21 protein-coding genes are annotated in these 21,574 nt (G+C 32.2%); 15 read left to right on the top strand and 6 right to left on the bottom strand.

Features of this window, described 5'->3' with window-relative positions; genetic code table 11:
- The first annotated feature begins 55 nt into the window (after positions 1–55).
- From BM289_RS05075 to BM289_RS05065, 3 genes are all read left to right on the top strand, one after another.
- Entirely contained in the window at positions 56–1,234 is a 1,179-nt protein-coding gene (locus BM289_RS05075; protein WP_091491363.1) for a glycoside hydrolase family 88 protein, read from the top strand.
- A gap of 6 nt (positions 1,235–1,240) precedes the next feature.
- The gene (locus BM289_RS05070; protein ID WP_091491361.1) at positions 1,241–1,648 is read left to right on the top strand and encodes a hypothetical protein; all 408 of its coding nucleotides are present in this window, start codon (positions 1,241–1,243) and stop codon (positions 1,646–1,648) included.
- Between the two features lie 255 nt (positions 1,649–1,903).
- Positions 1,904–2,335 carry a hypothetical protein gene (locus BM289_RS05065; RefSeq protein WP_091491359.1) on the top strand — a complete coding sequence of 144 codons (432 nt, stop codon included), beginning with the start codon at positions 1,904–1,906 and terminating at the stop codon, positions 2,333–2,335.
- A 52-nt stretch (positions 2,336–2,387) separates the two neighbouring features.
- On the opposite strand, the gene BM289_RS05060 is transcribed toward BM289_RS05065, so the two are convergent.
- On the bottom strand, positions 2,388–3,902 hold the full coding sequence (locus BM289_RS05060; RefSeq protein ID WP_091491358.1) for an FMN-binding glutamate synthase family protein: 1,515 nt from the start codon (positions 3,900–3,902) through the stop codon (positions 2,388–2,390).
- Positions 3,903–3,938: 36 nt separating this feature from the next.
- Positions 3,939–4,718, bottom strand: coding sequence for an NYN domain-containing protein (locus BM289_RS05055; protein WP_091491356.1), 780 nt, complete (start codon positions 4,716–4,718; stop codon positions 3,939–3,941).
- A 200-nt stretch (positions 4,719–4,918) separates the two neighbouring features.
- On the opposite strand from BM289_RS05055, the gene BM289_RS05050 reads away from it, so the two are divergent.
- The 5 genes from BM289_RS05050 (at position 4,919) to BM289_RS05030 (ending at position 9,009) form a co-directional block, all read left to right on the top strand.
- Positions 4,919–5,368, top strand: coding sequence for an RrF2 family transcriptional regulator (locus BM289_RS05050; RefSeq protein WP_091491355.1), 450 nt, complete (start codon positions 4,919–4,921; stop codon positions 5,366–5,368).
- A 25-nt stretch (positions 5,369–5,393) separates the two neighbouring features.
- Entirely contained in the window at positions 5,394–5,918 is a 525-nt protein-coding gene (locus BM289_RS05045; RefSeq protein ID WP_091491353.1) for a plastocyanin/azurin family copper-binding protein, read from the top strand.
- Positions 5,919–6,036: 118 nt separating this feature from the next.
- Positions 6,037–6,768 carry an iron-sulfur cluster repair di-iron protein gene (gene ric / locus BM289_RS05040; RefSeq protein WP_091491351.1) on the top strand — a complete coding sequence of 244 codons (732 nt, stop codon included), beginning with the start codon at positions 6,037–6,039 and terminating at the stop codon, positions 6,766–6,768.
- Positions 6,769–7,140: 372 nt separating this feature from the next.
- Complete coding sequence (locus BM289_RS05035; RefSeq protein ID WP_091491350.1) at positions 7,141–8,400, top strand: cysteate-C-fatty acyltransferase; 1,260 nt, start codon at positions 7,141–7,143, stop codon at positions 8,398–8,400.
- Between the two features lie 123 nt (positions 8,401–8,523).
- Entirely contained in the window at positions 8,524–9,009 is a 486-nt protein-coding gene (locus tag BM289_RS05030; protein WP_091491348.1) for a hypothetical protein, read from the top strand.
- A 329-nt stretch (positions 9,010–9,338) separates the two neighbouring features.
- Here BM289_RS05030 and BM289_RS05020 read toward each other — a convergent pair whose 3' ends face one another.
- From BM289_RS05020 to BM289_RS05005, 4 genes are all read right to left on the bottom strand, one after another.
- The gene (locus BM289_RS05020; RefSeq protein WP_091491345.1) at positions 9,339–10,457 is read right to left on the bottom strand and encodes a GTP cyclohydrolase; all 1,119 of its coding nucleotides are present in this window, start codon (positions 10,455–10,457) and stop codon (positions 9,339–9,341) included.
- 128 nt (positions 10,458–10,585) lie between these two features.
- Complete coding sequence (locus tag BM289_RS05015; protein WP_091491343.1) at positions 10,586–11,083, bottom strand: hypothetical protein; 498 nt, start codon at positions 11,081–11,083, stop codon at positions 10,586–10,588.
- Positions 11,084–11,094: 11 nt separating this feature from the next.
- On the bottom strand, positions 11,095–12,324 hold the full coding sequence (locus BM289_RS05010; protein ID WP_091491342.1) for a C10 family peptidase: 1,230 nt from the start codon (positions 12,322–12,324) through the stop codon (positions 11,095–11,097).
- 92 nt (positions 12,325–12,416) lie between these two features.
- Positions 12,417–13,385 carry a transporter gene (locus BM289_RS05005; RefSeq protein WP_091491340.1) on the bottom strand — a complete coding sequence of 323 codons (969 nt, stop codon included), beginning with the start codon at positions 13,383–13,385 and terminating at the stop codon, positions 12,417–12,419.
- Positions 13,386–13,507: 122 nt separating this feature from the next.
- Between BM289_RS05005 and BM289_RS05000 the strand changes: the two genes are divergently transcribed.
- From BM289_RS05000 to BM289_RS04975, 7 genes are all read left to right on the top strand, one after another.
- On the top strand, positions 13,508–13,804 hold the full coding sequence (locus BM289_RS05000; RefSeq protein WP_091491339.1) for a DUF4834 family protein: 297 nt from the start codon (positions 13,508–13,510) through the stop codon (positions 13,802–13,804).
- A gap of 49 nt (positions 13,805–13,853) precedes the next feature.
- Positions 13,854–16,280 carry a YfhO family protein gene (locus tag BM289_RS04995; protein ID WP_091491337.1) on the top strand — a complete coding sequence of 809 codons (2,427 nt, stop codon included), beginning with the start codon at positions 13,854–13,856 and terminating at the stop codon, positions 16,278–16,280.
- Between the two features lie 46 nt (positions 16,281–16,326).
- Positions 16,327–16,485: a hypothetical protein gene (locus tag BM289_RS25400; protein WP_167365389.1), complete on the top strand. Its 159-nt coding sequence runs from the start codon at positions 16,327–16,329 to the stop codon at positions 16,483–16,485.
- 4 nt (positions 16,486–16,489) lie between these two features.
- Positions 16,490–16,951: a nucleotidyltransferase gene (locus tag BM289_RS04990; protein WP_091491335.1), complete on the top strand. Its 462-nt coding sequence runs from the start codon at positions 16,490–16,492 to the stop codon at positions 16,949–16,951.
- A 23-nt stretch (positions 16,952–16,974) separates the two neighbouring features.
- Positions 16,975–18,261 (top strand): glycosyltransferase family 4 protein, encoded by a 1,287-nt coding sequence (locus tag BM289_RS04985; RefSeq protein ID WP_091491334.1) that lies wholly within the window; start codon positions 16,975–16,977, stop codon positions 18,259–18,261.
- A 39-nt stretch (positions 18,262–18,300) separates the two neighbouring features.
- Positions 18,301–19,770, top strand: a complete 1,470-nt coding sequence (locus BM289_RS04980; RefSeq protein ID WP_091491333.1) for a lipopolysaccharide biosynthesis protein — start codon at positions 18,301–18,303, stop codon at positions 19,768–19,770.
- Between the two features lie 94 nt (positions 19,771–19,864).
- Entirely contained in the window at positions 19,865–21,514 is a 1,650-nt protein-coding gene (locus tag BM289_RS04975; RefSeq protein ID WP_091491331.1) for a mechanosensitive ion channel family protein, read from the top strand.
- The last annotated feature ends 60 nt before the right edge of the window (positions 21,515–21,574 follow it).

The following is a 21,574-nucleotide window of genomic DNA, read 5'->3' as shown; positions in this document are numbered from 1 at the left end:
TTACTTTATTTAATACATTTATCAGTTAAAATAACTATTTACCAAAAGTAACCACATGAATACAAAATTTTTTATCTTGATTATCGCTTTGTTTCTTCTAGGAAATCAAGGTTATGCTCAAAAAGACAAAACGTTTAATATTAAAAAACAGTTGGAATATTGTGCAGAACAAGCTTCTAAAACATTAAAAGTAATACCAAACGATGGAACTTCGCCAAGAACAGTTCCGAATGGAAGCAAAGACTGGAAATTTGTTGGCTACAAGGACTGGACAAGCGGGTTCTGGCCTGGAGAATTATGGTTTTTATACGAAGCAACCAAAGATAAAAAATGGGAAAAAGAAGCCGATAAGTTCAGTCGTTTTTTAACGCCTTTATCTGTCACCAAAGCAGGAGATCACGATTTAGGTTTTCAGGTTTTTAATAGTTTCGGAAACGGATACAGATTGACTAAAAATCCAGAATACAAAGAAATTATTCTGAAAACTGCTGATACTTTGGCAACACTTTTTAATCCAAAAGTAGGAACCATTCAATCTTGGCCTCATAATAAAATGGGCGGTCATAATACAATTATTGATAATATGATGAATTTGGAATTGTTGTTTTGGGCTTCAAAAAATGGCGGAAATAAAAAGTTATACGATATTGCCGTAAAACACGCCGAAACTACAATGGCAAATCATTTTAGACCGGATAACACTTCTTATCACGTAATCATTTATGATTTTGAAACTGGTAAAAAAATAAAGGGAAGAACGGCTCAAGGATATAGTGACGACAGTATGTGGGCGCGCGGCCAGGCTTGGGCTATTTATGGATTTACTATGACATATAGAGAAACAAAGGATGTCAAGTTTTTAGAGTTTGCTCATAAACTGGCACGTGTTTATTTAGATAAATTAACAACAGAGGATTTAATTCCGTACTGGGATTTTAATGCGCCAAATATTCCGAACGAACCTAGAGATGCTTCGGCGGCAGCAATTGTTTCTTCTGCACTTTTAGAGTTAAGTTCTTATACAAAAGATAAAAACTTGAAAAATGAATATTTAGCAAAAGCTAAAAAGATGATCGTTTCGCTTTCAGACCATTATCAGAGTCATGATGTTAATTCGGCATTTTTATTACATTCAACGGGACATAAACCAGCAGGAAGTGAGATAGATTGTTCTATAAATTACGCAGATTATTACTATCTTGAGGCATTATTAAGACTTCAGAAATTAAAATAAAAAATTATGATCAAGAGAATAAGCCAAATTGCCTTTGCATTCACGATGGTATTAATGCTTGTAAGCTGTAAAAATACCAAGCAAAAACTTCAGGAATATGTTGTAACTTATAATAAAACAATTGCTCCAAGTTTTAGAGCAGATGATGTAACGCTTACAACTGCTAGAGGTTATATAAATGATGATAAAATCGAACTGCGATTTGAAACCAATTTAGAGCAAAATGAAGCCAATAAGTCAGCGGCTGTAATTTCTTTTCCAAAATTGATAAAACAAATGATTGACAAGGATCAGATTCCAAGACAATTAATTGAAGAAGGAGTTCAGTTTGATGTTTATTTTCTGGCTGATGACAATACGGTTTTGGATAAAGAAATCTTAAAGGGAGAATCTTTAAAAGATTTTTTGAAATAATAGAAGTGTCTTTACTTCATTTGATTCTTACATATTGAAAGTCTCTTTAAATTTGATTTAAAGAGACTTTTTTTATGTTTGACGTTTATTGTTAAGTGTGAAATCAACCTTTTATTCTTACAAATTTTCTTTGTTTACTATTGTAAATGATTTGTATTCAAATGATTATGTTGCGGTTTTTGTGGGTTTAATGTTGTTTTTATATTATAAATTAGTTATGTTTGAGTTAAAAAATAACTATAAAACCAATAATTTATGAAAAAAATTACCCAAATCGCATTTGCGTTCGCTTTCGCATTATTTTTAATCAGCTGTAAAAATACCAAGCAGAAAATCCAAGAACATGTAAGCACCTACAATAATTCTTCTTCGATTAAAGGGCATGGAATTACAAGTACTGCCGCAAAAGCTTTTCTAAATGACAATAAAATTGAAATTAGAATCGAAACGAACCTAGAAGAAACAGATGAAAACAGAGCAGCCTACAAAGATTCATTTCCTGATCTGTTAAGAGAAATGATTAAGAACGATCAAATCTCTACAGAATTAATTAATGAAGGAGTTTCTTTTGATGTTTACTTTTTAGCTTATAACAACGCTATTTTAGCACAGCAATTAGTAAATAAAGAAGAACTGGCAGTTTTAGAAGGAACCGCAGAACCAAATAAAGAAACAGCAAAATTGTAATTAAAAATAGACTTTAAAAAAGCCTCTTCAAATTTTGAAGAGGCTTTTTTATTTAAGAGAACTGCGTAACGTTTTTTAAATTATCAGGGAAATACATATCTGATAAATTGGCAAATTCGTCGCCTCGCATGAAGATATTAATATCTACATCGGCAAAACTGTTTTTACCAGCGGCCGCCAAAAGTTCATTGGCAGAATGCAATGTATTTTTATGAAAATGATAAACTCTTTCAGATTTGTCGGTTACAACCAAACCTTTCATCAGCATTTTGTTTTGCGTCGCAACTCCTGTTGGACATTCGTTGTTATGGCAACGAAGTGCTTGAATACAGCCTAAAGAAAACATAAATCCTCTTGCGCTGTTACACATATCTGCACCAAGCGCTACAGCATGTAAAATAGAGTAACCTGAGATGATTTTTCCGCTTCCAATAATGCGCATTTTATCACGAATTCCTAAACGAACCAAAGTCTGGTTTACAAAGATTAAAGCAGGTTCAAAAGGCATTCCAACGCCATCAGCAAATTCTAAAGGAGCAGCACCTGTTCCGCCTTCAGCGCCATCGACTGTGATGAAATCTGGGTAAATATCTTCATTAATCATTTCTTGACAGATGGCTTCAAATTCTGCTGTATTTCCAATACACAATTTAAATCCGATTGGTTTTCCGTTTGATAAATCACGTAATTGCTTAATGAAATGAATTAATCCTTTCGCATCAGAAAAAGCATGATGCCCAGGAGGAGAAAGAATCATAGTATGTGGTACAACACCTCTGATTTTGGCAATCTGCTCTGTGTTTTTAGCAGCAGGTAAAACACCTCCATGGCCTGGTTTTGCACCTTGAGAGAGTTTAATTTCAATCATTTTTACATTTGGAAGATTCGCTTTTTCGGCAAAATTTTCCGGACTAAAATTTCCTTCAGCATCACGGCATCCAAAATAGCCAGTACCAATCTGCCAGGTAATATCTCCGCCACCAGCAAGGTGAAATTCTGTTAATCCGCCTTCTCCTGTATTTTGGTAGAAATTTCCTTTTTTGGCACCAATATTAATGGCACGAACAGCATGTTCGCTCAATGATCCAAAACTCATTGCCGAAACATTAAATAAAGAAGCAGAATAAGGCTGTTTGCAGTCTTTGCCGCCAACTAATACGCGAGGTAATTCTTCGTTTACTTTTGCCGGAAAAATAGAATGTTTTATTCCTTCGTAGTTTTCGGTATTTAAGTTCAGTTGTGTTCCAAAAGGAGTGCTGGAATCAATGTTTTTAGCTCTTTGATAAACTAATGAACGCTGATTTCTAGAAAAAGGTTTTCCGTCTGTAGATCTTTCGATAAAGTATTGCTGAATTTCCGGAGCAATCATTTCGAATAAATATCGGAAATAACCTAGAACGGGGAAGTTTCTTAAAATAGCATGTTTTTCCTGAGAGGCATTGTAAGCGCCTAAAATTAGCAAAAGTGGAATAATAAAAACGAGTAAATAACCTCGTCCTGTGTAATAATAAATTGCAAGAACAATTAGAAACAATAAGAATCCGTAAATAAAGAATTTCTTTCTCATGTTTTTAAAGAATTAAATAGGTAATAAATGCGATAATTAGTTGAATCTTAAACGTACATAAACGTGTTTGATTCCTTTTTTGTCCGATTCTCTTTCATCAATTTCCAGAATATCAGTTAAAGATTTCAACATTGGAGTGAGTTTAGAAAAACCATAATTTCGGGGGTCAAATTCAGGTTTTTTCTTTACAATCAAGTTTCCAACATCTCCCAAGAAAGCCCAGCCATCATCATCTTCAATATCTTCGATAGTGGCTTCGATAAGTTCAATGGTTTGTTTGTCAATTTTGTGTAATGCTTTTTCAGCAGGTTTTTCGACAGGCTTTTTGGTATCTGCAGCCGTGACTTTTGGTTTTTTCTTTTGAGTGGCTCCATCCAAAACTTCAATGTAAATAAATCGGTCGCAGGCTACAATAAAAGAACTTGGGGTTTTCTTTTCTCCAATTCCAATAACTTTCATTCCAGATTCTCTTAAACGAATCGCGAGACGCGTAAAATCACTGTCACTTGAAACAATGCAGAATCCGTCTAATTTTCCGGAATACAGCAAATCCATTGCGTCAATAATTAATGCAGAATCCGAAGAATTTTTTCCAACGGTATAACTATATTGTTGAATAGGAGTAATGGCATGTTCTAATAATACACCTTTCCATCCATTTGCATTTGGTTTGGTCCAATCGGCATAAATTCTTTTGGTGGTAGGAGTTCCAAGCTTTGCAATTTCTTCCATCATGCCTTTTACATTACTATACGGGACATTATCGGCATCGATAAGAACAGCTAGTTTTAAATCTTTCGAGTTGCTTAAAGCCATTATTTTAAAATTAGGGAATTATTACTCTCAAAGTTAGAATTAAAATTGGTTTTTATAAGAGTAAAGAGAGGAATAAGTCGTTTTTTAATCACTAATTAGTTTCATTATAAATAAGGTTTTTCTATGTAAAAACTAATTAAGGATAATTTTGTCTTTTATGCGAAATTTAAATATATTTGTAAAGAAAAAATAAGGATTGTATGTTTTCAAAAGCGTGTGAATACGGAATTAGAGCTTCTATTTTTATTGCGACCAAATCTTCTGAGGGAGTTAGGGTTGGAATAAAAGATGTGGCAAAAGAAATTGATTCGCCGGAACCATTTACTGCGAAAATCATGCAGATTTTAACCAAAAATGGAATCATTCATTCAGCAAAAGGTGTAGGAGGAGGTTTCGAAGTTTCAAATCAGGCATTGCGTTCCGTAAAATTGATTCAGATTGTAGATGCAATTGATGGTGACTCCATTTATAAAGGCTGTGGAATTGGTCTGAAAGAATGCTCAGAAGTTCATCCTTGTCCCGTACACAATCAATTTAAAAAAATACGAGAACTGCTCTTAACAATGCTTACAACAACGACATTGGAAGAACTGGCGCTTGGCGTAAATTCAGGAGATTTTCATTTAAAAATCTTCAGCCAGAACAAATAGAATTTTATAATTTAAATACTTAATAATGAATAAGACGATTAAAATTTCGATGGTAATGCTAATGGGATTTTTAGCAGTAACTTCTTGCGGTAAAAAAGAAACAGCGCCAGCAGAATCTACAGAAGTTAATGAAACTTCTACAGAAGGTGAAGCAGCTCCAGTAACTTCAACGGAAGAAAATGTATTAGTTATTGAAGGAAATGACCAAATGCAGTTTAATGTAAACGAACTGAAAGCGGTTGCAGGAAAACCAATCAAATTAACTTTGAAACATGTTGGGCAAATTGCGAAGGAAGTGATGGGGCATAATTTGGTTATTCTTAAGGAAGGAACAGATCAAGCGGCTTTTGCAGTAAAAGCAAATGATGCCAAAGCAACAGATTATATTCCGGAATCTGAAAAAGCTTCGATTATTGCGCATACTAAATTATTAGGAGGCGGAGAAGAAGATACAATCGAATTTACAATTGATAAAAAAGGAAGTTATCCTTTCGTATGCTCTTTCCCAGGTCACGTTGCCCTAATGAAAGGCGTTTTGATTGTTGAATAGATAAATACTAAAAACTCCAATCTAAATTGAGGTTGGAGTTTTTTTATAACACAATAAAAGATAAAATTGTCTTTTATTGAAATAAAATGATTAAATATTAAAAGTAATTTTTTGAAAGATGGAAAGTTTAAAAGAAAAAACAATAGGATCATTTGTAGCTGAAGATTTTAGAACAGCAGCCGTTTTCTCCAAATACAGAATCGATTTTTGCTGTAAGGGAAATAGAACTGTAAATGAAGTTTGCAAGAAGCAGGATATTGATGCAGATACTTTACTGGAAAATATTCTTCAGGTAGCACAATCTGAGAATAATAGAAGTATCGATTTTAATTCCTGGCCTTTAGATTTATTAGTCGATTATATCGAAAAAACGCATCATCGTTATGTGGAGGAAAAAACGAATGTTTTGATTCCCTTTTTAGATAAATTGTGTAAAGTTCACGGTGCAAACCATCCTGAATTATTCCGAATTAATGAATTGTTTATTGGCTGTGCGGGAGAATTAGCACAGCACATGAAAAAAGAAGAGTTGGTATTATTTCCTTTCGTTAAACGAATGGTAAAAACTAAAGAATCAGATGGGATTCTGCATCAGCCCTCTTTTGGTACAGTTTCAAATCCGATTGCCATGATGATGCATGAACATGATAATGAAGGCGAACGCTTTAGAGAAATCGCATCATTGACCAATAATTATACACCTCCAGCCGATGCCTGTACAACTTATAGAGTGACTTTTGCCATGTTGAAAGAATTTGAAGCAGATTTGCACAAACACATTCATTTAGAAAATAATATTCTATTTCCAAAAGCAGAAGTTTTGGAAAAAGACTTTGTTGAGGTGGGATAGGGAAATTTTGAACATGGTTTTTATTAAAAACAAAAAACAAGAGCCGATTCGTTCCTAAAAATCTTCTCTTGTTTTTTTACTAATTCAAAATATTTAAAGCTGATAGTCTTTTGTGCTTAGTAAAGCGCTCATGACTTAAATCTTTAGCAAAGATAAATCACAATTTGTTTAATGATTGTGATAAAAATCATAAGAAAAATATAATTCTCTGTTTAAGTTATAAGCATTTTTACAATTTGGATAAGAGGTAAATCGTATTAAAAAGAGGATGTTCATTATTTTTAAATAAAAATAAATGACAGTCTGAATTTTAGAAGAATAATGATTATTTTTGCTCGCTGATTAAGTTAAAAAATACTACACTATAATATTATGGTAAAAGATTTATTCGAAAGAATTCAAGAAAATAAAGGTCCTTTAGGAAAATGGGCTTCACAAGCTGAGGGATATTATGTTTTCCCAAAATTAGAAGGTGAACTAGGACCAAGAATGCAGTTTCATGGAAAAAATATCCTGAACTGGAGTTTAAATGATTATTTAGGTTTAGCCAATCACCCAGAAGTTCGTAAAGCAGATACAGATGCCGCAATTCAGTTTGGAGCAGCTTACCCGATGGGAGCACGTATGATGTCTGGACATACTACGTACCACGAACAATTAGAAAATGAATTGGCTGAATTCGTAATGAAAGAATCTGCTTATTTATTGAATTTTGGTTACCAAGGAATGGTTTCTATCATTGACGCTTTGGTTACTAAAAATGACATTATCGTTTATGATGTTGACTCACATGCTTGTATCATTGATGGTGTTCGTTTACACATGGGTAAACGTTTCACATACAAACACAATGATTTGGAAAGTATGGAGAAAAACTTGCAGCGTGCTACTAAAATGGCTGAAGAAACTGGAGGAGGAATTTTATTTATTACAGAAGGTGTTTTCGGAATGCGTGGACAGCAAGGAAAACTAAAAGAGATTGCTGAATTAAAGAAAAAATACAATTTCAGATTATTAGTAGATGATGCACACGGTTTTGGTACACTTGGAAAAACAGGTGCTGGAGCAGGTGAGGAGCAGGGAGTCCAAGATCAGATTGATGTTTACTTTTCTACTTTTGCAAAATCTATGGCTAATATTGGTGCTTTTGTAGCAGCTGATAAATCGGTTATTGATTATTTGAAATACAATTTACGTTCTCAAATGTTTGCTAAAGCATTGCCAATGATTCAAACAATTGGATCTTTGAAACGTTTAGAGTTATTGCGTCAATCTTCTGCAATTAAAGACAAACTTTGGGAAAATGTAAATGCATTACAAAACGGTCTTAAAGAAAAAGGATTCAACATTGGAGATACTAATACTTGTATTACACCAGTTTACTTAGAGGGAAGTATTCCTGAAGCAATGGTAATGGTGAATGATTTAAGAGAAAACTATGGTATTTTCCTTTCTATAGTTGTATATCCGGTTATTCCAAAAGGAATTATTTTATTAAGAATGATTCCAACAGCTTCTCATACATTAGCAGATATTGAAGAGACTTTAACGGCTTTTGAAGCAATTCGTGAGAAATTGACAAACGGAACATATAAAGAAATAGCAGAACGTACTACAGTAGACGTTTCTTAATTATCTGAAATAAATTTTCCCACATGGGAATTATGTAAAAAAATCCATTCTTTGTAAGAATGGATTTTTTTTTATTTGAACTAATTTTATTTCATAATCAACAAAATAAAAATAAAGACAAGTATGAAAAAAGTTATTACTATAACGACTCTAATTCTAATAGTTCTTTCTTCCTGTAAAAAAGAAACGACTACAACAGAGCCGGTACAAATTACTCCAAGTCCGCCAAAAGAAGCTGAAATTGTAGAACCTGCCGGAGATCAATGTTATGCTTGGAGATCGAATGGAAGCGTAATAGAAATGAGTTTTAATGTAAATTCTCACCAAGAAGTAAACGGAAAATTAAGCTACAATATAGTTGGAAAAGATAAAAATGAAGGAAGCTTAATTGGAAACATGAAAGGAGATACTTTAATTGCCGATTATACGTTTATGTCTGAAGGAGTTTCTTCTGTTAGAGAAGTTGCTTTTCTGCAAAAAGATGGTGCTTTTATAGAAGGTTATGGTGATGTAGTGGAAGCAAATGGAAAATTCTCTTTTAAAGATAAAACCAAATTAAAATTTGATGCAAAAAATACTTTATCAAAAGTAGATTGTAAAGTAGAATAAAGATAAATGAAAGTGACTATGAAGTTAAAAACCATTCGTTTGGGGGCGAATGGTTTTTTATTTTTATAATTTCTTTTCAGATTTAAGTTTACTTATGTATTCGCTTGAAATTCCATTCCAATAGCATTTTTTACATCTCTGATTTTCAAACTCATGATTACAATTTTTATAGCTATATAATACATGCGCGCACTCAGGAGATGGATTTTTCACCAGAGAAGAATCTTTGTAAAATTCACTTGTACATTCGTCACAAATAATTATCAAAAAATTATTGTTATCCACTTTTGGTTTTTTTTTGTGGCTGAAAACTACGACTGAAAACTAAACTAAAGATTCTTCAAATAAGTCTTTCTCTGGCAGTGAATAATCGGGTCAAAGTTTTTCCAAAGTAAATGAATAGCATTATTTTCTAATAACTCAGGAGTTCTAATGCAATTTTGAATTCCCTTTTCAGAAAATGTTTTGTAGTATTCATCAAAAATAATAGCGGTAACCCCTTTATTTTGATATTCTGGATGAATTCCAATGAGGTAAAAGACAACATCTTTGCTGTGTTTTTTAGCTTTTAATAACTGTAGAAAACCAAACGGAAATAATTTTCCCTTTATTTTTTGTAAAGCCTCAGTAAAACTCGGCATTACAATACTAAAAGCAACTAAATTATCATCTTTGTCCAATACAAATTTGATATATTCTGGATTAATAAAACTGATGTATTTCTTTTTGAAATAAGCTTTCTGAACATCTGAAATGGCAACAAACGAAGCGAGTTTTGCATAGGTTTCATTAAACAAATCGAACATTTTGTCTACATGAGGCATAATGTCTTTTGTTTTGGTGAAATTAAGCGCTTTTAGCCCGTAACGTTTTTTGATTAGTTCTTGTGCTTTTTGGAAAAATTCAGGTTTAACATTTGAAAAAGGAAATATACTTTCTATATATTGTTTCTCGACTTGAAATCCTAACTGCTCCAAATGTGTTACATAATACGGATGATTGTACCAAGTAATCATGGTTCCAACCTGATCGTAACCTTCTGTTAGAAGACCAACTTTGTCCAAATTCGAAAAACCCATGGGACCTTCTGCGTGTTCTAAATTGTGTTTTCTTCCCAATTCATAAACCTTATCCAACAAAGCTTTTGTCACTTCAATATCATCAATCACATCAAACCAACCAAAACGCACTTTTCTTTTGTGCTGATTGTTAACTTCAGACCAATTAATGATTGCCGTAATACGGCCAACAATTTTATTGTCTCTGTAGGCTAAGTAAAAGTATGCTTCAGCATTATCAAAAGCAGGATTTTTGGTTTTGTCAAAAGATTCCAATTCATCTGCAATGATTGGCGGAACCCAATACGGATTATCCTTGTATAAAGAGAAAGGAAATTTAATGTATTCGGTTAATTCTTTTTTGCTTTTGGCTTCTTTAATTGTAATCATTTAAGATTTTATTAATTGTATTTTTTTAATCAACATTGATTTAGGAACGAATATAGCTATCTTTAATTTAACAAAAAAGAGTTGTATAAAAAAAGCCCAAATGAATGGGCTTTATTTTTACTTTGAGTTTATTTATAGATAGTAATATCTGAACCACTCTGTCCTTGTTTTGCAACCTCCCACACAAGTACATTATTAACCCATACTTTTTCTAAAGTCACAGAAATTCCAAATTTTCCGTTTTCTCGATCATATTTTACTTTGATAGTATCTGTTTCAGTTTTGTTCCAATGTAAATATGTTATTGGAAAAGCTTCAGTGTTGTCGTCATTAAGAAACACCTTAACATAATGTTTATTAAATTCATTAACAATATATAAATTGTTAGGATAGTCACTGTTAAAAGCATAGTTATTATTGAAAACTATTTTCCCTCCAATAAGATAATCTGCACGAATTATGTTTTCTGGGAAGTTTTCTGTGCCTAAAAGATTTTCACCTGAATTATGATCTTTAAGATTTACATTAATATATGTTTGCAAATTGGTTGCTTTTTTGGGAGTAGTTTCACTATCACATGAATAAAAAACAACTGTGGTTAAAAGGATAAAAAAAATATTTTTCATGTTGATTTAGTTTAAGGTGTTATATTATATACCATATCGATGCCCGAATTATATGAAGTCCCTGATGGATTAAAATTATTGTATGCGTAGTTACCATTATTATTCCCTCCCCATCCCCAATTCATATGGAAATATAAGTAACTTACAGCAAGTCCTGTACAATGGCCTAAATAATCTACTTCATGTGAAGTCCATTGTGTGTAACCATCGCAAACCCAGGAATGCCCTGCAAGTGTTGACGAATTGTAGCCTCCTAAAATAACAGGTTTGTTTTGATCGAGACTATTTATGACTTTGTTCCAATCATATGTAGTTGAATAGGTTGCATTTGAATACTTAAAATAGTTTTTTAAAGAAGGTGCAATTGAATAGCCATATGCTCCAGATCCACCACAAGAATATGTCATATTTACAGATTCTCCAGCATCTCTCATTAAAATTTGTGTGTCGTATGTTCCGTAATCTATTGGCATATTAGCCCAGTTATAACTATTAGGTTTCTTAAAATAAAATAGTACTTGAGCAATTGAAGTTGCTACGCATCCAGTAGGAGCTTTTCCTCCAGGTTTTGTAGGGCATATTAATGGAACTAGATTGTTAAAAGTAAATCCCTGATCCCATTTGGTTGTTAAAAGAGGAGTTTTGGTATAATATGTGTCTTCACATCCCGTCTCTTCAGGGACCTCTTTCGTTTTATTACTTAAATTTGAAGAGTTTTTCTTTTGTGAATTTTGAGTTTTATCATTTAGTAATAAATCCCATTCAAAAGCAATATTTTCATTTTGCTTTAGTTTATTTTGGATTACATATTTTACTTGCTCTTTTTGACTATCCATCCAAACTAAAACAGCATCTGGTGTTTCACTGGGATCGTTAGAATATACCCCAACATCCGAAAATGCTAATATTGGACTTAGTCTATTGTCAGCTGCAATTACAAGAAAACCGCCTTCTTTGTAATTAATTACATAAAAGGCGTTATCTTTTTCCGATGTTTTATAAGTAACTAAATCTTTTACTGTTTTGCTAGTGATTTTATTTTTATTGAAGGAAATATTCCTTATAAAATAAGATTTTGCAATCTCCAACGCTATTGTTGAATTTACACTATTAGAAGAGTCTGATGAAATTAATTTGTTATTCTCATTTTCATTACTGCATGAAAGTAAAATGAAAAAAAATAACAAAAAATAAAGTTTGTTGAAAATGTTTTTTTTGTCAGGTTTTAAGTGGTTTGCCATGGTAGATAGAATTTAAAATTAGTAATTCTATCAAATGTAAAGAAATAATACTACAAAATCAAAAAAAAATTACGTTTTTTCTCACAAAAAAACTATTCGTATTTAGCCTTACGTCTTCTTTCTTTTTCTTGATAATCAACGCTTTTTTCGTTGTCAAGGTTCTTTTTGGCTCTATCGTTATTTTTAGCTTCTATCACTTTTTCTTTATACCATCCATCGTAACGCCATGAAACGCCAACTCCTCCGTATAAAACAGAAGGGGTGTTTTTAAAGTTAGTGCTTATCGAAGCATCAACCTGCATATTGGCAGAAAGGAGATAAGCAGCACCGCCTCGAATAATAGAATCGCTGTAAAAGTCGCTTTTATATCCTTGGTTTTCAACAAAACCAGACCATTTGTCGTTAAAACCGTGGGTCAAAGTTAATACATATCCGTAACTTGGATAGTCTGTACCGATGTAATCTGCAATAATATTAGTTACAAAAACCCAAGAACCACCGCCTAAAACATTTTGAGTAATCAAGGAAACTTTAGGAGAAATAGCGCCATCAGGAGAAAAGTAATACGGATTATCAGCTCCAACGAAATTTGCTCCTGCAAAAACAGAAACCGCTGGAATCAATTCACGCCACTGGAAATTACGGTTTGCTTTGTAGCTGTAAATGTTAACTTCTCTTTTATAGTTTTTATAAGGATCATAAATAAGATATTTTGCACCTAAAACAGTTTGTCTGAAATTGTTTTTTTTGTAGCTGGTGTAAGGAGTATCGTAATTTGCCATTTGATATTGTATGTCAAATACAAATTCTAATTGTTCTAAAAAAGCTCCATAACGCAGTGTAAAGTCAGTGCCTAAACCGCTGCCGTCATAATCTAACAAATCGTGTTTTTCTTTAATACCATAAAATCCAAGTTCGCCTTGAATTACAGATTTTCCCACACTGTAGGCAGACATGGTTTCACCTGGACGATTAGAATTAATGACATCAGTATATTGCGCAAAAAACAGTTGTGGAATAAAAAAAAGTACCGGGGCGAGTAAGTTTTTAATTTTAAACATATAATTTTTTTTGGGTTAAAATATAATAACGCATATCAAATGTACATATTTTATTATTTATTTAAGATTCATATTTTATTTTTAAACAACGGATTTATTAATTTTGGAAAAAAATTATAGTTATGCAAGAAGCATCATTTTCAGGTTTAAGATTTATTATTGGGATTATTGCCTTTTATTATATTTTTAAATTTTTGGCTAGAATCTTTTTGCCGGTATTGGTAAAAAAAGCTGTTGAAAACGCAAGCGAAAATTTTCAGAGACAACAACAATATAATCAACAATATAATCAAAGTAACTCCTGGCAAAATACAAGCAGAAATAATAATGATGAAATAATCATTAATACGGCTAATGCTAAACACCCGCGCGAAACCAAAAAAGTGGGAGAGTATGTTGATTACGAAGAAATAGATTAGATTTGTGTCCTGAAAATTTAGGATTCATTTTAACCCAAACCAGCCAAAATTGAAAATAGTAAATAAGTTCTATCCGCACGCCCTTGTTGTACTGGGCTTTATTCTTGTCTCATTAATTTATTTTTATCCAGTTCTACAGGGAAAACAAATTTTCCAGTCTGATATTGCTCAATACACCGGAATGGCAAAAGAGCAGAATGATTTTAGAGCTGCCGAAAATGCGGAGCCTTATTGGACAAATTCTGCTTTTGGAGGTATGCCGACTTATCAGCTTGGAGCAAATTATCCGTATGATTTTGTGGGTAAAATAGATGATGTACTGCGTTTTCTGCCTCGTCCTGCAGATTACTTATTTCTATATTTCTTAGGGTTTTATGGTTTGTTGTTGGTTTTAAAAACAGATCCTTTAAAAGCATTTATTGGGGCTATTGCCTTTGGTTTTTCAACCTATTTAATCATCATTTTAGGAGTGGGTCATAATGCAAAAGCACATGCTATTGCTTATATGCCTTTGGTAATTGCTGGATTTGTCCTTGTCTTTCAGAAAAAATACGTCTGGGGAGGTCTGCTCACCATGTTTGCCGTGGCATTAGAAGTGAATGCCAATCACTTCCAAATGACTTATTATTTATTGATTTTCTTATTGATACTTTCGGGTTATTTTGCTTTTGAATTTATTAAAAATAAAGAATATAAACCGCTTTTAATCTCGGTAGGAACTCTTGCGGTTGCTGGAATTTTTGCAATTGGTTCCAATGCAGGAAACTTATTAGCCACAAGCGAATATGCCAAGTTTAGTACCCGAAGCAACAGCGAATTGACTTTTAATCCTGACGGAACTAAAAAGACAAACGAAAATGCTTTAAGCCGTGAATATATTACGGAATACAGTTACGGAATTGCGGAGAGTTTTAACTTGATTGCTCCAAGACTTTTTGGAGGTTCAAATCATGAAAATCTAGGCCCGGATAGCCGTATGTATTCTTTCTTTATAGAAAAAGGAGCTTCTCCTTCTCAAGCAAAAGAATATGCTGCAACAATGCCTACATATTGGGGAGATCAACCTATTGTTGCTGCTCCCGCTTATATTGGAGCGGTGGTATTTTTCTTGGCTGTTTTAGCATTATTTATTGATGACAGAAAAATTAAATATGTATTTATAACTGGTGCATTATTTTCATTAATACTTTCTTGGGGGAAAAACTTCTCTTTGTTGACAGACTTCTTTATCGATTATGTACCAATGTACGATAAGTTTAGAGCAGTATCTTCTATTCAGGTAATTTTAGAATTGTGTTTTCCTGTTTTAGCGGTTATGGGAATCCAGTCTTTCTTTAAGGCTAAAGAGGAACCTAAATTACAGCAGAAAGCATTAGTACAGACAGGAGTTTTTGGGTTAGGAGTAATCCTGATTTTGGTTATTGCAAAAGGATTCTTCCATTTTTCAGGATCAAGCGATCAGTATTTTATGGAAACTTACGGGCCAGATTTTGTAGACGCTCTTAAAGAAGATAGAATGACCATGTATTATGCAGATTTATTGCGTTCTGGTTTTCTTATTGTCTTAACTTTTGGAATTTTATGGTTGTTTATTAAAAACAAACTCTCGCAGACCACAACTTTAATCATTGTTGGGATTGTAATGATTTTCGATTTGTTTTTTGTAGATAAAAAATATGTTTCGGCAAAAGATTTTGTAAGCCCAGTTCAAATTGCGGCTCCTTTTCAGGAAACAGCTGCTGATGCTCAAATTTTGCAAGATACTACACATTATAGAGTTTTTGAGATAAGTGGTAATATGTCAAGTGCTAGAGCTTCTTTCTTTCATAGTTCTATCGGAGGTTATCATGCTGCAAAACCAAGAAGAATGCAGCAGTTATTTGATTATCAAATTGCTAAAAATAACTTAGAAATACTTAATATGCTAAATGTTAAGTATGTAATCCAAACGGATAAGGAAGGAAAAGAAATTCCAACCATTAATCCAGATGCGAATGGAAATGCTTGGTTTGTAAGTTCTGTGAAATTGGTAAACAAAGCAGATGATGTAATGAAAGCATTGAACACATTAGATACTAAAAAAGTAGCTGTTTTTAATGTTCATGAACATGAAGCTAAATTCCCAAATGCTCGTTTGAAGAAACCTTGGGATGCAACAGGAACAATTAATGTAGTGGAGTATAAGCCAAATTATATCAAATATAAATCAGAGAATGAAAAAGATGGTTTAGCGGTTTTTTCTGAAATGTATTATAAAAATGGGTGGAACGCTTATATTGATGGTAAACTAACAGATCATTTTCCTGTTGATTATGTTTTAAGAGCAATGGAAATTCCAGGCGGAAAACACACGATAGAATTCAAATTTGAGCCTCAGGTTATTAAAACGGGAGGTACGATTACTTTGATTAGTTCGATTGGAATGTTAGTTCTTTTGGTTGGTGGGGTTTATTTTGAGAAAAGGAAAAGAGGTTAAAATAGTGAAAGTAATTTTGTAAATTTGACTTATTATTTTTTGAAAAATGAAAACAACGACATTAAATAATGCTCATCCTTCTGTTATGGAAGCAAGATATATCGAAGAGATAAGAAAGATGACACCACAAAAACGTTTTGAAAAATTGATGGCTATTATTGAAATTTCGTATCTTTTGAAAACTGCAAAAAAAATATCAAAATAATTCAATGTATAGTCAAATAGTAGAAATTTGGAAATACTTCTCTTTGAATAAAGTTAAATATTTGACTATAGGCGGATTTGCTGTGAATATATATGGCTATGGACGAAATACGGGAGACATAGATATTTTTATAGAAGATTCAATCGACAACAGGAAAAATTTAAGACAAGCCTTAAAAGATTCAGGAATTGGGGATTTTGAGAGTATAAATACAATGCAATTTATTCCTGGCTGGACAGATATTACATTGAATTTTAATTTGCGATTGGACATTATGACTTCAGTAAAAGGATTAGAAAATAATACTTTTGAACAACTTTTAGAAAAAGCATACATTGTAGAAATTAATGAAATTCCAGTTTATTTTTTAGATTATGAAAGTTTAATTACTGCAAAAAAAGCTACTAACACACCCAAGGATCAATTGGATATTGAAGAGCTTGAAAAATTAAATAGAGATTTATAATTCAATATTGCAAAATTCTAAAATTGAAATCAGAAAAACTTCTTATTATAACTTATTATTGGCCTCCAGCTGGCGGACCGGGGGTACAGCGTTGGTTGAAATTTGTAAAATATCTGCCAGAATTTGATGTACAGCCAATTGTTTATGTTCCAGAAAATCCAACTTATCCCATTGTTGACGAAGGTTTGGTAACTGAAATATCAGATAAGGTAACTATTCTGAAAAATAAAATTTGGGAGCCCTATCAGTTGGCTTCAATATTTTCAAAAAATAAAACAAAAAAAATCAGTTCTGGAATCTTTCCTCAGAAAAAAAAACAGAGTTTTTTAGATAAAACTTTTCTTTGGGTTCGTGGTAATCTTTTCATTCCAGATGCCCGTGTTTTTTGGGTAAAACCATCGATTGCTTATTTAGAAAAGTATATTCAGGACAATAATATTGATACTATTGTAACTTCTGGTCCACCGCACAGCTTGCATTTAATTGGTTTAGAATTACAAAAGAAATTAAACGTAAAATGGTTTGCCGATTTCCGTGATCCTTGGACAACGATTGGTTATCATAAAGCGCTTCGTTTGTCTTCCTACGCCGAAAAGAAGCATAAAAATCTAGAACATAAAGTTTTAAATACTGCTGATGAAATTATCGTGACCAGTAAAACCACAAAAGCAGAATTTGAAGTGATTACCAATAAACCGATTACCGTAATTACAAATGGTTATGATGCAGAGACTGTCGAAAAACAAACTTTAGACAGTAAATTTACGTTGGCGCATATCGGTTCTTTTTTATCGGACAGAAATCCGCCGTTTTTGTGGGAAGTTTTGATTGAATTGCTTCAAGAAGTTCCAGAATTTAAATCACACTTGGAAATTAAATTAATTGGAGCTGTAAGCCAGGAAGTATTGGACGCGATAAAAGAGCACCAATTAAATGATTATTTGAATTTAGTTGGATACGTTTCTCATAAAGAAGCTGTCGCGCATCAAAGAAAGTCTCAGGTTTTGCTTTTAATCGAAATTAATTCTGAAGATACTAAAAGCATTATCCCTGGAAAATTATTCGAATATATGGTGTCAAATCGCCCAATAATAGCGATTGGACCGCAGGGATCTGACTTTGCAGATATCGTAACGCAAACCAATACAGGAGTATTTTTTGATTATTCTGAAAAAACGAAGTTAAAAAGTGTAATTTTGGACTTTTTTAATCAGTTTTTGGATGGAAAATTGCAGGCGCACGGAATTGGCCTGCAGCAATATTCCCGAAAAAATCTAACCAAACAATTAGCACAACTGATTAAGAAATAATCAATTGAAAATTTAAATTCTACAATCTAAACTCAACAAATGGGTATTGTCTTAAATCAGTCTTTTAAAAACACTATAATTACATATATTGGTTTTGGTATCGGAGCCATAAATACGCTTTATTTATATCCGATTTTTCTCGGATCTACTTTTTATGGATTGACTAATTATATAACTTCCAGTGCCAATGTTATAATGCCATTGTTTGCGATTGGAATGCAAAATACTTTAGTTAAATTTTATTCTCAATATAAAACAGAGGAAGAAAAATCTCGATTTTTATCTTTTACAGTTTTGTTTCCAATTCTATTAATAATTCCATTGTTATTAATTGGGCTTTGTTTCTATGATGAAATTTTGGTTTTTTTGTCAAAAAAGAATGCAATTGTCAAAAGTTATGTATGGCTAATACCTTTTATTGGTGTGACAATGGCTTATTTCGAAATTTTTTATGCTTGGGCACGTGTTCATATGCATTCTGTTTTCGGTAATTTTATTAAAGAAATTGGCTTACGATTGTTCTCTTTATTTTTATTATTAGCTGTTTATTATGGTGTGCTTAGCGTTGAAGGATTTGTATATGCTACTGCGGTGTTATATTTAGTAGCATTTTTAGTGACAATGTTTTATGCCTTTAGTGTTCAAAAACCAGTGTTTCAGCTTAAAAAACCTGAAAATGCAAAAGACATTTTGGTTTATTCGTTTTATATTATTTTATCGGGAAGTGTTGCTAATTTACTTTTAGATGGAGATAAAATGATTTTGAATCAATATATGATTATTGACAACATTGCATTTTATTCTGTTGCTACTTATATAGCATTGGTAATTTCGGTACCAAGTCGTGCAATGCACCAAATTGTGTATCCAATTACAGCTAAATTAATGCATGAAAATAAACATGATGAATTAAATCAGTTGTATAAAAAGACTTCTATAAACCTGCAAATCGTGGGTGGATTTGTAATGCTTTGCATTTTTGTCAATATTAATCAGTTGTACGAATTGGTTCCAAAAGAATACAGCGGTGGAATTCCAGTGGTTTTTATGATTGGTTTGTCTAAGTATTTTGATTTGATTTTGGGAAATAACAATGCTATCATTTTTAATACAAAATATTACCGAATGGTATTGTATTTAGGTTTGATGCTGGTTGTCTTAACAGTAGTTCTAAATATGATTTTTATCCCAATTTTTGGGATTTTTGGTTCGGCATTTGCGACACTTTTATCAATTACTTTATACAGTTTGGCTAAATTGCTTTTTGTGGTTAAAAAGCTCCATTTATATCCTTTTACAAAACAGACTATTCATTCGATGCTATTAACTTTTGCATTGTTTTTACTGTTTTATTTCTGGGAGTTTCCATTTTTTCAGTTAATTAGTATTGCTTTAAAATCGATTTTGGTTACTATTTTGTACCTGTATCTGAATTATAAATTTAAAATTTCGCCAGATATCAATGGTGTTATTGATTCTATTTTTAAGAAGATAGGTATTAAAATTTAAATCAGGTTTTAGGAAAAATGAAAGTAATTTAAAAACGTAACTTTTTTGTTTTTATATTTGTTAGAAAGGATAACTAATTTATTTCTAATGGGATATGAAAATAAAAGTACTTAAGTTATTAGCTTTATTTCTTGTTTTGTTTTCTTGTTCGGTAGTGTTGGGACAGAACAAAAATCTTAAGATTCCCGATTCATCGACAGTGAAAATTAAAGGTTATCCTGTAAATCCTTTTAAAGACACGCTTTTTTATGTGTATAATAATGTGGGGTCATTTCCTGCTAAAGAACGGGCAGAATATATTTCTTCTAAAATTAAAAGACTTTATAATGAATCTTTTTTTGAAAAGGATTCCCTCAAAGTTATTCCTTCTGATGTTTCTTCGGATATCGTTTATAAGAACGATTTAGTGTTGATGTCGGTTTTAGAGTCTGATGCTAAAGCTGAAAATCAAACGGTATCTTTTATTGCCAACCGCAATTTAAAGATGATCAAAAGCGCTATAATTTACCAGAACGAAAATTATTCACAGCTTCCTAAGCGATTTGGATATACCGCTTTGTTGGTTTTAATTATTGGTTTGATTTTGTTTTTGGTAGGGAAAGTATTTAATATAATCAAAAAATACATAGTTAAGAATAAAGAGAAATATTTTAAAGGAGTAAATTACAACACCGTTAAAATATTATCTCCGGATAAACAATTGTTTATATTTCTAAGGTTTTTTGCTTTTGTAAAATTGGTAACACTGATTCTTATTGTTTACCTTTCGCTGCCAATTTTATTCAGCATTTTTCCTGCGACAAAAGAATATACTACGACGCTTCTCAGATGGATTTTAACGCCAGCAAAATCTGCTTTAATGGGATTTGTAGGTTTCCTGCCAAGCTTATTTACCATCATCGTAATCATTGTTATCTTTAAATATTCATTAAAAGTAATAAAGTTTTTCTTTGATGAAATAAAATTAGAAAATATTAAAATTGACGGTTTTTACAGCGATTGGGCTTTACCAACTTTTAATGTTATCAGATTATTGATGTACGCTTTTATGCTTGTGATAATCTTTCCATATCTGCCTGGTTCTGATTCTCCAATTTTTAAGGGAGTTTCTGTATTTGTCGGAGTTTTATTCTCTCTTGGTTCTTCAAATGCAATTGCCAATATGGTGGCAGGATTAGTAATTACTTATATGCGTCCGTTTAAAATAGGAGATTATATCAAAATTGGAGATGTGAGTGGAGAAGTGGTGGAAAAAACAGCTTTGGTAACAAGAATTAGAACACCAAAATTTGAGGATATTACGATTCCTAACGCGACCGTTTTATCCAGTACTTCTACAAATTATTCTGCAAATGCAAAACATTCTAATAATGGATTGCTAATTCATACCACAGTAACAATTGGTTATGACGTTCCTTGGAAGGACATTTATGCAGCTTTAATCGAAGCAGCTTTGAATACCGAGATGACAGAAAAAGAGCCAAAACCATTTGTGCTTCAAACGAGCTTGGATGATTTCTATGTTTCTTATCAGATTAATGTTTATACTAAAGAACCTACCAAACAGCCTAGAATTTATTCCTCCTTACATCAAAACATACAGGATTCTTTTAATAGAGCAAGTATCGAAATTATGTCACCGCATTATAATGCTTTAAGAGATGGAAATACGACAACGATACCACCAAATTATTTAAAAGAAGATTACGAAGCTCCAACGTTTAATTTGAAGAACAAGAGTTAAGGAATTGAAAAATAGTTATTAAATAATAAATTTTAACATGTATTTATTTTGTAATTAATT

The sequence above is a fragment of the Flavobacterium phragmitis genome, from assembly GCF_900112575.1.
GTDB classification, from domain to species: domain Bacteria; phylum Bacteroidota; class Bacteroidia; order Flavobacteriales; family Flavobacteriaceae; genus Flavobacterium; species Flavobacterium phragmitis.
This window is presented reverse-complemented; position numbering and strand designations above follow the sequence as displayed.